Source organism: Shewanella sp. S23-S33 (assembly GCF_043359565.1).
In the GTDB taxonomy this organism is placed as follows: Bacteria; Pseudomonadota; Gammaproteobacteria; order Enterobacterales; family Shewanellaceae; genus Shewanella; species Shewanella oncorhynchi.
The window spans coordinates 248899-263560 of record NZ_JBHFFD010000014.1; the positions used below are offsets into that span (position 1 = coordinate 248899).

8 protein-coding genes are annotated in these 14662 nt (G+C 48.0%); 1 reads left to right on the top strand and 7 read right to left on the bottom strand.

Annotation, left to right across the window (positions count from 1 at the left end):
* Positions 1–110: 110 nt before the first annotated feature.
* From ACHA99_RS04305 to malQ, 6 genes are all read right to left on the bottom strand, one after another.
* Positions 111–1730 (bottom strand): glycogen synthase, encoded by a 1620-nt coding sequence (locus ACHA99_RS04305; RefSeq protein ID WP_393941239.1) that lies wholly within the window; start codon positions 1728–1730, stop codon positions 111–113.
* Positions 1731–1833: 103 nt separating this feature from the next.
* Positions 1834–3096: a glucose-1-phosphate adenylyltransferase gene (gene glgC / locus ACHA99_RS04310; RefSeq protein ID WP_006085131.1), complete on the bottom strand. Its 1263-nt coding sequence runs from the start codon at positions 3094–3096 to the stop codon at positions 1834–1836.
* A gap of 183 nt (positions 3097–3279) precedes the next feature.
* Positions 3280–5814: a glycogen/starch/alpha-glucan phosphorylase gene (locus ACHA99_RS04315; protein ID WP_393941240.1), complete on the bottom strand. Its 2535-nt coding sequence runs from the start codon at positions 5812–5814 to the stop codon at positions 3280–3282.
* A gap of 18 nt (positions 5815–5832) precedes the next feature.
* Complete coding sequence (glgX, locus tag ACHA99_RS04320) at positions 5833–8028, bottom strand: glycogen debranching protein GlgX (protein WP_393941241.1); 2196 nt, start codon at positions 8026–8028, stop codon at positions 5833–5835.
* 1 nt (position 8029) lies between these two features.
* Positions 8030–10261 carry a 1,4-alpha-glucan branching protein GlgB gene (gene glgB, locus ACHA99_RS04325; RefSeq protein ID WP_393941242.1) on the bottom strand — a complete coding sequence of 744 codons (2232 nt, stop codon included), beginning with the start codon at positions 10259–10261 and terminating at the stop codon, positions 8030–8032.
* A gap of 131 nt (positions 10262–10392) precedes the next feature.
* Positions 10393–12819, bottom strand: a complete 2427-nt coding sequence (gene malQ, locus ACHA99_RS04330; RefSeq protein WP_393941243.1) for a 4-alpha-glucanotransferase — start codon at positions 12817–12819, stop codon at positions 10393–10395.
* A 566-nt stretch (positions 12820–13385) separates the two neighbouring features.
* Here malQ and ACHA99_RS04335 point away from each other — a divergent pair.
* The gene (locus ACHA99_RS04335) at positions 13386–14015 is read left to right on the top strand and encodes a peptidylprolyl isomerase (protein WP_393941245.1); all 630 of its coding nucleotides are present in this window, start codon (positions 13386–13388) and stop codon (positions 14013–14015) included.
* Between the two features lie 128 nt (positions 14016–14143).
* Here the strand turns inward: ACHA99_RS04335 and ACHA99_RS04340 are convergent, their stop codons facing one another.
* A complete protein-coding gene (locus tag ACHA99_RS04340; RefSeq protein ID WP_006080852.1) occupies positions 14144–14620 on the bottom strand; it encodes a MarR family winged helix-turn-helix transcriptional regulator in 477 nt (158 codons plus the stop codon).
* Between the last annotated feature and the right edge of the window lie 42 nt (positions 14621–14662).

Consider the following 14662-nt stretch of genomic DNA (forward strand, 5'->3'; position numbering starts at 1 on the left):
AAAAATGAGGGGGCTTGATACCATTTTAACATTCCCCCACAAGTGTAGCAGAATCACTTAGAAATCATGCGTTAATTCCCTTTGCCGCATCACACTTTGGACTTACCACATTACATTTTGCAATAGAGTTGTTGACGATATTGCTCTGCAATAGAATGCCAGTCAAAACGCTGTGCCATGGCCGCAGCACGCACTTGTGACCATGTTTTCCCCTCGAAACAAGCAATGGCTTGCATCAACCTTTGCAGAAACGCTTCGGCCTGCTCATTTAAGCTATTGCCGTTAAAAGCAAAACCATTAACGCCATCCTCAACGGTATCCTTTAAACCGCCTACACTATGCACTAAACATGGCTGTCCCGCGCGCATAGCCAACATTTGACTGATGCCACAGGGCTCAAAGGAACTTGGCATCAAAAATAGATCGCCATGCTGATACAGCGCTTCGGATAACGCCTCGTTGTATCCTTGCAAAAATAATAGGTTATCGTATTTAGCCCCTAACGCTTGGAAAGACTTAGCAATCGATGCGTCGCCACTGCCGAGTAAAATCAGCAGCGCCGTCGGTTTTGTCTGCTTCAATGCTTTAAGTAAGGTCTCAAGCACAGATAAACCCGAGGGCAATTGATGGCGCAGCAGTAAGACTTTTTGATCGGTCAAGCGGCCCACCGAAGTCAATAACAGACTCGGTACTTGCTCCGCCATTGCTTGACGCCAATGGGCTTGGGTGCGGGCAAAAGCAATCATGTCCACGCCACTCACTTGCGTTTGATGCCCCTGCCATTGCACTAACGCAGCTTCAACCGCACTGAGCAATTGCTTAAACTCGGGTACTTGAATACGCGCAGGTGGCTTAGCGGGTAAATCCGATACTGACGAATACACACAGCCATTTAAAATCCCCACCACTTTGCCGTCATTGGCCTTGGCCTGTAAGTCTTGCTCTAACCCTTCACCACCAAAGAATCCCGCTTCTGGTTTGGAGGGCTGCAACACTTCCTTGACATAACTGGGTGAGACTAAATGCACTTTGTCGCTCAGCACTATGCCCATGCGCATAGGGTTAACACAGTAGGGATAACGGGGATCGGTGATCAGCTGTTTTTGCCCCTGCGTCAAAGTGGCAAACAGCTCGGGAAACCAAGCCGCAAAGGAGGATGAGTCTTGGCTTAAGGGACGTATCCCCTGCAGCGCAAGATTGTGGATAGAGAACACACACTCAATTTCTTTGAGAGCACTGAACTCAGGCACGAATGCTCTTAACATGGCTAAGCAGCCCGCATGCCAGTCATGTAAATGCAGCACAGTCGGCATAGGCACTCGGCCAGTAACTAATGCTGTCGCGACACTCGCGCAGAGGAAAGCAAACTTAGTCGCATCGTCGGCGAAAGGACGCTCGGCACTGCCTTGGCTATAAATCTGCCCAGGTACGGATTGCCATAATGCATGTTCGAGCAGATAAATCATCGCCTCTGGCACATGGGAATGGGGCATGGCAAACACATGCACTCGCTCCAATCGGCCGCCAAAGGCCACAGTTAACTCACCCAGATCTTGGGGTTGATTGGCTACCGCAGTCAAAAAGCCATAGCTTGGCATGATCACATCGGCGCACAAATCAACACCCGCCAGAGCGGCGGGTAAATCACGGATGACATCCGCCATACCGCCAACCTTGGCGCCCGCAAGGGCACCGTTTTCAGCCGCGACCATCAAAATGCGTTGTTTCAATTAATTGGATACTCCCGCTACTTCAACTGTGCAGCTTTTATTAAGCTGCCTATACCTAAGCCATTTTTACTTTAATGATCAATTTACTTTAATGCTCAAATCACTATTCATAGCCTACAGGCAAACCTAGCATGTCACGGGTCACTAAAGTCACGCCTTTTTCGGACACCCTAAAGCCTTTAGCTCTGTCGTGATCATGGTTATAACCTATTACCATGCCTTCGGGAATAATGCAGCCACGGTCAAGTATCGCATTCTTGATTTTGCAATGGCGCAGCACGACTACATCGGGTAGCACTACTGAATCTTCAACCAACGAATAAGAACAAACGCGTACTTCGTTAAACAATACGCTACGGCGCACTGTCGCCCCCGAAATAATACAACCGCCCGAAACAATCGAGTCCAACGCCATACCACGTCTGTCATCGTCATCAAACACAAATTTAGCGGGAGGTAATTGTTCTTGGAAAGTCCAAATTGGCCATTTCGCATCGTACAAATTCAGTGCTGGCGTGGGCGATAACAGTTCCATATTCGCTTGCCAGAAAGAATCTAGCGTACCCACATCGCGCCAATAGGCTTGCTCGTTCGGGAAAGCGCTCTTAAAGGGATAGGCAAACACATTATGTTTTTCGATGATCGCAGGAATAATATCCTTACCAAAATCGCGATCTGAGCTTTCGTTTAAGGCATCTTTCTTGAGCTGGTCAAACAAAAACTCTGTGTTAAACACATAGTTGCCCATAGATGCTAAACACATTTCAGGATTACCCGGAGAATGCTTAGGTTGCAGCGGCTTTTCTTCAAAGCCTAAAATGCGCATCTCTTCATCAACTTCCATCACCCCAAACGAACCCGCAGCTTCGGCGATAGGCACTTCAAGGCAAGAGACTGTCATATCTGCACCCGACTCGGCATGGGCGGCTAATAACCCAGCATAATCCATGCGATACACGTGATCGCCAGACAACACCATCACGTATTTAGGCAGCTCGTGGCGAATGATATCGATATTTTGAAATACCGCATCGGCCGTGCCTTGGTACCAGTTTTCCGAATAGCGTTGTGAAGCGGGTAAAATCTCCACCGACTCGCCCAGCTCCTTCTTAAAATGGCCCCAACCGCGCATCACATGGCGGATCAATGAATGCGACTTATACTGAGTCACAACCCCGACTCGACGAATACCCGAGTTGATACAATTTGAGAGCGGGAAATCGATAATACGAAACTTACCACCGAAATACAGTGCAGGTTTAGCACGCCAATCCGTGAGTTCATGCAAGCGAGACCCGCGCCCACCAGCTAAAATCAACGCATAGGTTTCACGAGTTAAATTACTGATATAACGAACATTAGACATAGGCTCTTACTCCGAAATCGGCAAACTGATTGCCCATAAATGGCTTATCGATACGGCAGACACTGCCGTACTCCCCTGAGTATTTCTCACTTGCATTCCCCATTCCTTCCATTGATTACTGCATTCCTTTCAAACACTTATACTCAACCGCTATAACAAGACTTATAACCAAGAGCCCAGCCCTTACAGTTTCCAAATTTCATCGCGATAACCCGCGATCGTCCCATCACTCGAAAAACGTCCACTGGCGGCGGTATTGCGAATACTCATCTGCGTCCACACCTGCGGATCTTTATAGGCCCGCGCCACGGCTTCTTGCACGACTCGGTAACTGTCAAAGTCGGCGGCCGTCATCCATTGATCGTCGCTGCTTTCGATGGCGGCAATAATGGGATCGAAAATCCCCGGCTCAAGCAGATTGAAGTGACCACTTTTGAGTAACTTCATCACCTCAGATAACGCCGGTGAATCGTCAATAATGCTGCACGGATGATAATGGTTACGTACCTGCGAGACCTGCTCCGCATTGAGTCCAAACAGGAAGAAGTTCTCAGAGCCCACTTCCTCTAACATCTCGATATTGGCGCCATCCATAGTGCCGATTGTCAGGGCGCCGTTCATCATGAACTTCATATTGCCCGTGCCCGATGCCTCTTTGCCCGCGGTTGAAATTTGCTCGGACAAATCAGTCCCCGGACAGATTTTTTCCATGGCGCTGACGTTGTAGTTTGGTAAGAAAGCAAAGCGTAGGTAAGGCGTCACCATAGGATCGGAATTGACCATATGAGCAACATTGCTGGCGAGTTTGATGATCAACTTAGCCATAAAGTAACCGGGCGCCGCTTTACCGCCGATCAATACACAACGTGGCACCATGTTTTCGGTGTGGCCTTGCTGGATCTGATGATAGAGATGAATCACATGCAATATGTTGAGTAACTGACGTTTATATTCGTGAATACGCTTCACTTGCACGTCAAACAGCATAGACGGATCGAACTCAACCCCACATTCCTTAACAATCATCTTAGCCAGCAAAGCCTTGTTGGCTTGCTTCACATCACGCCATTTTTGGATAAACGCATTGTCCTGTGTGAGAGCATTGAGCGCCGTTAACTGGCTTAAGTCTGTCACCCATTCTTGACCTAAATGGGCGGTCAGTAACTTAGCTAAGGCAGGGTTACAATGGGCAAGCCAACGCCTTGGCGTCACACCATTAGTACGGTTATTAAACTTATGCGGCCACAACTCATAGAAATCCTTAAACAACCCAGATTTGAGTAGTTGCGTGTGTAAACCCGCGACACCGTTGACCGAGAAACTCGCCACAATCGCCAAATACGCCATACGCACATGGGGATGTGGACCATCTTGAATAATTGACATACTCGCCAATTTCTCACTATTTCCTGGCCAATGGTGGGCGACTATATCTAAGTAACGGGCGTTGATTTCATAAATAATTTCTAAGATGCGTGGCAACATTTGCGCCATCATACGCACGGGCCAACGCTCTAATGCTTCAGGCAACAGGGTATGGTTAGTGTAAGCCATGGTCTGACTGGTAATCGCCCATGCACTGTCCCATTCCAAACCGTATTCATCGATCAATAACCGCATCAACTCAGGCACGGCAATGCTAGGGTGAGTGTCATTCAACTGCATGACATTTTTAGCGGCAAACTGCGTAAAATCATGACCATGACGACTCACCCAACGTTTGAGTAAATCCTGCAAACTAGCGGAGGATAAAAAGTATTGCTGACGTAATCGCAGCTCTTTGCCGTTCTCGCTCGCATCATTAGGATAGAGCACCATAGTGATCTGCTCGGCCAAGTTTTTACGGGCCACGGCTTCCGTGTAGTCGCCTTGGTTAAACTCAGCTAAATCAAAATCATCGGTCGCTTCAGCCTTCCACAATCTCAGGGTATTTACCCGCCCATTGCGATAACCAGGAACAGGCATGTCATAGGCGACGGCGAGCACATCTTGGGTTTCAACCCAAATAATGTGCCGACGGCCTTGTTTATCGACATAGGATTCGGTATGACCAAAAAATGGCACAATCACGTTGTGGGTAGGGACACGCACTTCCCACGGATTGCCTTCGCGCAACCAACGGTCAGGGCGTTCAACTTGGTAACCGTCGACGATCTTCTGGGCGAACATGCCATATTCGTAACGTATGCCATAGCCTGTCACTGATAAGTCCATGCTGGCGCAGCTATCGAGGAAACATGCGGCTAATCGACCTAGGCCGCCGTTGCCTAAACCGGCATCATGTTCGGCCTCTTCTAACTCTTCTAACGATACCGCATAGTTGCTCAAGGCATCACGGCTATCTTGTTGCAAATCTAAACTCAGTAGTGCATTACCTAGTGCTCGGCCCATCAAAAATTCGAGGGATAAATACGCCACTTGCTTGCGCTTAAAATGGCTGTCATCCACTCGGGTCTGACGCCAATTATCTAGCATCTGTTCTTTCACGCTGTAAGCTAACGCTTGAAATAATTCGCAGCTCACGCCTTCGCCACGGCTGAGTCCATAACGTAAATGGCGCTCAAAAGAAGCGGGCAAAGCATCGCAGGGTTCACAGGGCTCAGCGGCTTTAGACTTAGTCTGACGCTTAGCTGGCGCCTTCTTGCTCGCGGCTTTTGACTGAGCTAGTGTTACTGGTTTTTCGCTGGTATTGGGGCTCAGCTCGCTTTTGTCACTCATAGTTAATTCCTTCATTTCCTATAAAATCAAATCAGCATGAAAAAGCATGAGACTACGATCTTGCAGTAAGTATCGCGTCGCAGAGATCTGAACATCCAGCGGCTCAGTTTGGGTATGAATAAGGCATTGCCACGGACTCAAGTGCTCAAAAGTCGGCAGGGTAAAAGCGAGAGGATTGTCGTCGGCATTAACCATCAACAGCAAAGCTTGCTGCTTGCCTTGATCTTCTAAATCACCGGAAAGCACCACAGACAAACTGCGGCACATAGATTCGGTCCACAAGCTCTTGGTCATTTGTTCACCTTGGCGACTAAACCAATCTAATCGAGTACCAATATCGGCTAAGGACTCGGCCAATAACTGTTCGTGAATGAAGCGCTTAGCACATAACAGCGGGAAACGTTTCCGCAGGGCAATAAGCTGTTGAGTAAAGGCCAACAGATCAGTGTCCATGCCCTTTGCAGACCAATCAAACCAGTTCAATTCATTGTCTTGGCAATAGGCATTATTGTTGCCTTGCTGAGTGCGGCCTGTCTCATCGCCGCTCAACAACATAGGCACACCTTGAGATAAAAATAGCGTAGTCAATAAGTTACGTTGTTGACGACCACGAAGTGCCAGAATTGATCTATCTTTGGTTTCCCCTTCAATCCCATAATGATGGCTGAAGTTTTCTTGGTGACCATCGCGGTTATCCTCCCCATTTGCCAAGTTATGGCGCTGGGTATAACTCACTAAGTCTTTAAGGGTAAAACCGTCGTGACTGGTTAAAAAATTAAGACTAGTCGCAGGTGGACGGCCACTGTGCTCAAAAAAATCCCCCGAGCCGTGAAAACGCCGAGCAAATTCGGGCAACATGCTGTGATCGCCGCGCCAAAAGCGGCGCATAGTGTCTCTATATCTGTCGTTCCATTCGCTAAAAGCCACGGGGAAATTGCCCAATTGATAACCACCAGGGCCGATATCCCAAGGCTCAGCAATTAATTTCACTCGGCACAAAACAGGGTCTTGCAACAGCGCATCGAAGAAACCTGAGCCGGGATCAAAACCATAGGCTTCGCGACCTAAGCAAGCCGCTAAGTCGAAGCGAAACCCATCGACACCCATGATTTCTACCCAATAACGCAGCGAATCTAGTACGAGCTGTAACATGCGTGGATGATTGATATTTAAGGTGTTTCCGCAACCCGTATCATTAATATAAAAACGCTTATCGTTAGGATGCAGGCGGTAGTAACTGAGATTATCTATGCCACGAAAACTAAAGGTAGGCCCAAGGCGACTCCCCTCTGCGCTGTGGTTATAGACCACATCGAGGATCACTTCGATACCTGCCCCGTGAAGTGCATCCACCATGGCCCGAAACTCACCAATATCGTCGGATGACAGATAACTCGGCTCAGGGGCAAAAAAGCCGATACTGTTGTAACCCCAATAGTTAGTGAGCTTTTTCTCGAGCAAAAATGGCTCAGTGAAAAAGGCCTGTACAGGAAGTAACTCGACACACGTCACCCCAAGTTCGGCCAAATAATCGATAGCCGGCTGAGTCGCTAAACCCGCAAAGGTGGCACGTTTATGGGGTTCAATCTCCGGATGCGCCGCCGTAAAGCCTTTAACATGCATCTCATAAATGATGCTGCGCTCTAGGGGTTTGGGCTGAAACCTCGACGCAAGGGGCTGAATCGACTGCTTGGCAGCTATCTCGATTAATGGACGAATGTCCACGACCTTGCATTTTGGCACATAGGCAGCGTTATCTAACTTGCTGAAAGATAAGTCTTCATCCATGTGGTTCAGCTCGTAACCATAGTTAGACTCATGGTCGCGATATTCACCGACAAGCTGGCGCGCATAGGGGTCGAGCAATAATTTATTGGGGTTAAATCTGTGACCAAGCTGAGGCTCATAGGAGCCATAAACGCGATAACCGTAGAGTTGCCCCGCCTTAAGCCCTTGCACAAACACATGCCAGATTTGCTGGGTTTGTTCAGTTAACGCAATACGCGCGACTTCTTGCTCGCCATTGTCATCAAATAAACATAACTCGACCGCTGTGGCGTTAGCTGAAAATAACGCAAAGTTAACGCCATCGCCCTCAACATTAGCACCGAGCGGAAAAGGCTCACCTACCCCTAACGCCCATTTTTCGCTTTGAAATGGGTGGTTTTTAGCGTCAGGGTTGAGCTTAATATCATCAGCCGTGGGCTTTTGCATGCTAGTTAGCCTCAGCCAATCCAGTTGCAGGCCCTATCACTAGGCAGCCCAAGGGCGGCACAGTGATCAGCGCGCTCTGCGCCATTCCTTGCCACGGCAGCGACTCAGCAACCACAGTGCCCGCATTACCTTGATTACTGCCACCATAAATCTGGCTATCGCTATTAAGATATTCGCGGTAATCCCCCTCCAAGGGCAAACCAATACGGAATCCAGTGTGCAATTGGGGCGTCATATTGATGACAAACACTAACGGCGCATCACCCGCTAAGCCGTAACGCACAAAGGTAAAGATGCTGTCGCGGCTATTTTCACAATCTAGCCAACTGAATCCTGCCCCCTCGTAATCCTGAACCGATAAGGCGGGCATTTTTTGATATAAGTGATTGAGATCTTTAAGCCAACGCTGGACGCCTTGGTGCGGCTCGTAAGCCAATAAGTGCCAATCTAAACTCTGGTTATGGTTCCACTCATTTCGCTGACCAAACTCGCAGCCCATAAAGAGTAATTTCTTACCTGGATGCCCCCACATAAAACCGTAATAGGCACGCAGAGTTGCAAATTTCTGCCAATCATCACCGGGAATTTTATGCAGCAACGACCCCTTGCCGTGGACCACTTCATCGTGACTCACGGACAACATAAATTGCTCGGTATAGGCGTACATTAAACTGAAGGTCAATTGATGATGGTGGAACTGGCGGTAAAGCGGGTCACGGCCTAAGTAGCTTAAGCTGTCGTTCATCCAGCCCATATTCCACTTAAAACCAAAGCCAAGACCTTGCTGATCCGTCGGCTTAGTCACCCCCGCAAAAGCGGTGGACTCTTCGGCAATCATGCAAATGCCGGGGAAAGCTTGGTACAAGCGTTGATTCAAAATTTGTAAGAAACTGATAGCCTCGAGATTCTCCCGTCCACCATAGGCATTAGGCAGCCATTGGCCCGGCTCGCGGCTGTAATCGAGATACAACATAGAAGACACGGCATCGAGACGCAGACCATCAAAGTGAAATTCCCGCAGCCAGTAACAAGCATTACTCAACAAGAAGCTGCGCACTTCACCGCGATCATAGTTATAAATCAGGGTATCCCAATCGGGATGTGTGCCCTTGCGAGGATCTTCATGCTCATACAGACATGTGCCATCGAAACGCACTAAGCCGTGGGGATCCTTAGGGAAATGCGCCGACACCCAATCGAGGATAATACCAATTCCCGCCTGATGGCAGGCATTCACAAAGGCCTTTAACCCATTGGCATCGCCAAATCTGTGGGTCGGCGCATAGAGACCCACTGGCTGATATCCCCACGAACCATCAAAGGGAAACTCGCTGATCGGCATCAGTTCGATGTGGGTAAAGCCTTGCTCCTTCACATAGGGAATAAGCTGTTCAATCAAGTCTTGATAATCAAGATATTGCTCGCCTTGCTCTCCCTTACGACGCCACGAACCTAAGTGCACTTCGTAGGCCGACATGGGCGCTTTATGCCAAGCAGTCGCCGCTCGCTTACTCATCCAAGCGGTATCATTCCAGCTATGGTGGGCTTTTGGGGGCACGATAGAAGCATTGTGGGGCGCGCATTCCATTTGGGTTGCCATAGGATCGGATTTAGTATGGCGCTCACCATTTTGATAAACCAAATCAAACTTATAGTGTGCACCTTCAGCCACATTGGGTAAAAATAGCTCCCATAAACCATTGGCAATATGTTGGCGCATCACATGGCGAGTATCATCCCAATGGTTAAAATCTCCCACCACAGACACCCGCTTAGCATTGGGTGCCCACACACAAAAATGCACACCTTCGACGCCTTGGGTTTGACGCCAGTTGGCACCTAAAAATTCATAGGCGCGCTCGGCGCTGCCTTCACCAAACAGGTAAATATCATCACTATTGAGCAGTGAATTAAACTGATAAGGGTCGACTATATCTAACTGACACAGGGGATATTCCACCCGTAGCAAGTAGAGAAACGGCTTGACGCGTCGTCCCAAAGTGCCGGCGAACAGTCCCTGCTCGTTGACCTTGTCCAGACTCGCCACTTTGCGGCCATCTTTAATGCTGATCACATCCACACTGAGGGCATTGCGAAAAAAACAACGAACAATTAATGCCTTACCCTCGTTGGCACTGTGCATACCCAAGAGCGAAAAAACATCAGTGTATTGACCATTAAGTAGGGCGACGTCGGCACCATCGTAGAAATAGGCATTGGCTTGAGTCATCATTTTTCTTCCGTTTATCAGTCAATTAAACTTGCAAATTGGCACTCTTTACCCACATAACACCCCCTAATAATCTAATCTTTAGGGATGGCATAATGTGGTGCGACTTAGGCAGCCTTTCGCTGGTGCTAGATTTAGCTCGGTAGCTGTCTCGCCACAGCGATATTTTGTAATCGCTGCAGTATCTCTGGCGAAGTCGACACTTGCGTTAAATTCAGCGGCAGGCGACGCTGCCAATTTGGATATTCGAGCCAAGTACCGGGAATGTTCACCGCATGGCGATCGGCTAATAAATCGCACAGTTGCACGCTGTATAGCGCACTATTGCCGCGAGCTCCTAAGGTCATCCAAGCCGTGAGTAAGGTTTGAATATCGAGTTCGGCTATCGCCGCCTCGGCTAACAGACCTTGAGCAACTAACAGTGAAATGAGTTGCTGCTTTTCATGTTCACGCCCAGCGAGCGCCTCGCCTAGCTGCTCGTCAGTTTCAAACAGGGATAACTGTCGACGCAGGTGTAAATCACTGCCATACCACCAAGCGACTAAAGTCGGCACATCGTGGTTCGCCAGCATCATTAAGCTTTGGGACTTATATTGATCCGGTGATTTAAAGCCTTGATGGTCTTTGCAGAAATAGAACAACTCGTTGGAATAAATGCCAGAAGTGTAGAGACGATGAATAATGTCAGGTGGCACCAGTCCTAAATCTTCACCAATCACCACACAGCGAGCACGTTGGCTCTCAAGGCAAACGATGGCAAGCAAGGTTTCGACGGGATAATACACATAGGCACCGTGACCGAGTTGCTTATCCAGCGGCCACCACCAGAGTCGCAGTAAGCCCATCACATGATCGATACGCAAGGCGCCACAGCTTTCCATATTGGCGCGGATCAAGGCGATAAAATGGCTGAAATGATGTTGTTTTAACTTCACAGGATCGAGTGGCGTTAAGCCCCAATTTTGTCCTTGGGGTGCAAAGGGATCGGGCGGTGCACCTATGCTGGCATTCAAACAAAACTGCTCGGCATTAGCCTGTACTTCACTGCCCTGCAGCGCTGCACCGACGGCCAAATCACGGATCAATCCCAGCCCCATCCCAACCTCTTTAGCTTTTAGCTGACAGAGGTGTAACTGCTTTTCAGCCACAAATTGCAGGTAAAGATAGAAACCTTCCTCTTGCACAAACGCTTTAGGACTACGTAAATATTCCGCTTGAGCAAACTCTTGTAGCGCACTGCCCTGCTCACGCACAAACTCATGGAATCTTTGCGCTCTGGGCGTGTCGTTCGCCAGATGCGTGTCACAAAAAACGCGATATAACTGCTCAAAGGCACGGTATTTCAGCTCGCTCACTTTAGGATAATCGAGCCAATTATCACGATTCAGTAAGGCGATAGCCTCTACCCAAGTAGCGCTTGAAAATTCAGTGGCAAGAGCTTGGTATTCAGGAACGCTTTGTAATTGAATATAAAGAGGATTAAGTCTGCGGCGATCGCACGGACTATAAGGACTCGGATGCTCTGGCGCCGCGATATCGAGGGCATGCAAGGGATTGAGTTGAATAAAATCCGCGCCCTGCGCCGCCACCAGCCCGATCAGTTGTTCTAAATCACCAAAGTCGCCAATGCCCCATTGGCTCTCGCTGCGCAAACTGTAAAGTTGAACGCTGATCCCCCAAGGTTTATGGCGTTTACCTTGGGCGACAGCCGTGAGTACGCCTTGGTAGGCGGCCCGCGGCGCCACCATTAAGGTGCCAGAGAACAAAGTGCTGGTATCAGCTTCAGCCGTCACACTGCTCTCTAGCGCAGAGCTTGCCGCTTGTGCACTTGTCGATAGGGCATGTTTTAAGCTTAAGGCTATGCGATGAAAGCCCAAACCTAACACAGAGAAATCACTCGCATTTTTGTCGGCTGCATGCGCAAATGAGTCTTGGTTTTTGATTAAGGCAGGGTTGTTAGTAAACTCTTGGCTGCTCAGGAAATAGGACGCTAAATTCACCGCTTCAGTCTCGGCGGGCATTAAGTTGTCAGGGAAAGCTTGGGTCTTGGCCTCAGCTAAATCGAGGCGTGCGAATCCCAGTTGCGTAAGATCAAGGCGATAGTGTAGATAAAGCGTTTGTTCAATGCGGTAATCGCCAATGGACTTAAGCGCCGAGAAAGGCACATCGAATACAATGGACTCACCCTGTTCGCATTCAATCGCCACACTCAGATCTGAGGTGTAGGTTTCCGGTAAACAAAGGCTTATCCAAGGTTCATCCACAAAACACCAATGGAATTCAGGTAGCACCTGAGTCCAAGGACGGGCATCCAGTAAATCAATTTGCGACGCTATCAGTGCTTCGGTCAATACCGTATCGACACAGGTCAGCCCAGCATCACTCGATAACGCTTCTGTAGCAGGAGCATCAATGGCAGTCCCTGCCACGCTGTTTTTTTCCTGTAACATACAGGTCAAGATACCTTGCCTGTCTACCTCGGAAATATGGATATTTTGGCCAAAACAATCAGTAAATTCTGCTCCAACTCCCCGCAAATACAGCAACTTTTCCAGCCCCATATTTTGTCGCCCCCGCGACCGCTCATCCATAGCTTTAGATATACAGTAACCATGCCAACGAAAAGTAACAAGAAGATGACATAAATATTTCAGAGAAATAACAAAAAACTTTTTCAAAAAATCAGTAACTTACTAGAAGCACTCAGTTAAGTTGGCGCTCAGTAGCTATCAGGATATAAAGAGTGGAATGCACTAAATTGGGGCATGCGTTCAGCAAGAGGGCAAGCATGGCTCCTAAAGCATGCAATAAGTGAAGAGCAAAGGGATAGAAATAACATGACAAACGTAAGTCATTTTTATGTCATTACATTCAGACTAATACTAACAAATAAGTCAGGTGACATATTAACCACAGATATCAGTGCAACACTTTGTATCAATTGTGTTTTATAACTTGAATAGCCTATCTCTCCTCTGTCAACATCTCGTCTCGCTACAGCATAGAAACATAATAACAACATTAAATTCATGGAACCTGATATGCCCTAGCATATACGCCAAAGGCTCAAACCCATGGAATGCTAAAGCAAAAACACCCCAATGATGATTGAGAATAAGGATATGAAATGAAGAAGTTATCAGGATTACTATTTGTCGGCTGCATAGCCTTGACGGGTTGTGAAGGAAGTACAGATGGTGATTTAACGCCGACGCCACCGACACCCGATCCCACGCCGCCAGCCTTAGCTGCGGATGTGTGTTATTTAATGAAAACCACGAAAGGCGATATCACACTTGCCATTGACTTAACTAACATGCCAATCACAGGTAAAAACTTTAAGCAGTATATTGATAAGTCTTTCTATAACGGCACCTTATTCCATAGAACCGTTAATAACTTTATGATCCAAGGCGGCGGTTTTACCACTGGGCTCAAAAGCAAACCAGGCGATGCCCCCATCAAGAATGAAGCCGCTGTCGGTATTAGCAACAAACGTGGCACTATCTCCATGGCTCGCACGGATGATCCTAACTCTGCAACATCACAGTTCTTTATCAATGTGTTAGATAATCCACATTTGGATGCGTCTGTGAGTAATTATGGTTATGCCGTGTTTGGCAAAGTGGTCGACGGCATGGATGTGGCGGATCAAATCAGCATAGTACCGACAAAAAACAGCGGTGGTTTTGCTAATACGCCAGTGCAAGAAATCCTGATTAACTCTGTTGCTAAAACAAGCTGCCCTGCTGCTTAAGCATCTAAAAGACGCACAGCTAAACGACATCTAACTAAAAGCAAAAAAGCACTGAAGATTCAGTGCTTTTTCATTTTAAAATCTAATCGATTTTAACGTCTAATCAATTTAAAGCATGAGCTAAACGATTACTCATCCCCTTGGATCTTCCCCACCAAGAGCATAGGCGCCGCATCAATTTTATCGGCGTCCATCATAGTCGCTATACGCTCAACGGCTGAGAGCAATTGACTCTGCTCCCATTCTTCAAGATTCTGATAACGCTTAATAAAATGATCCTGTAGCGGTTTAGGTGAGTCCTGTAACAGCGCTCGGCCCGCATCGCTAAGGTATAAATGCACCTTACGTTTGTCAGTCTCACTGCGCAGACGGATCACTAAACCACGGCCCTCGAGTCGATCGATAATGGTCGTCACAGTTGCAGGGCTCAGCGTAATTTCTTCCGCCACGGTTTTAGCCAATGGCGCATCCAATTGGGCGATTTTCTGCATCACCATCAATTGCGGCCCAGTTAAACCTGAGTGTTTGTTCAGCTGGCGAGAATGAATGTCGATAGCGCGTATCACTCGGCGCAGCGAAATAAGCAGTTGTTCGTACTTTTCCATCGTTCTTTTCATTCTCCCCATTCTAAGCAACGAGTGCACCTT

Bases quoted from the DNA above. Each gene is read 5' to 3' on its own strand.
- ACHA99_RS04340 (WP_006080852.1), bottom strand. From the start codon at position 14,620: ATGGAAAAGTACGAACAACTGCTTATTTCGCTGCGCCGAGTGATACGC.
- malQ (WP_393941243.1), bottom strand. From the start codon at position 12,819: ATGGGGCTGGAAAAGTTGCTGTATTTGCGGGGAGTTGGAGCAGAATTT.
- ACHA99_RS04335 (WP_393941245.1), top strand. From the start codon at position 13,386: ATGAAGAAGTTATCAGGATTACTATTTGTCGGCTGCATAGCCTTGACG.
- glgC (WP_006085131.1), bottom strand. From the start codon at position 3,096: ATGTCTAATGTTCGTTATATCAGTAATTTAACTCGTGAAACCTATGCG.
- ACHA99_RS04315 (WP_393941240.1), bottom strand. From the start codon at position 5,814: ATGAGTGACAAAAGCGAGCTGAGCCCCAATACCAGCGAAAAACCAGTA.
- glgB (WP_393941242.1), bottom strand. From the start codon at position 10,261: ATGATGACTCAAGCCAATGCCTATTTCTACGATGGTGCCGACGTCGCC.
- glgX (WP_393941241.1), bottom strand. From the start codon at position 8,028: ATGCAAAAGCCCACGGCTGATGATATTAAGCTCAACCCTGACGCTAAA.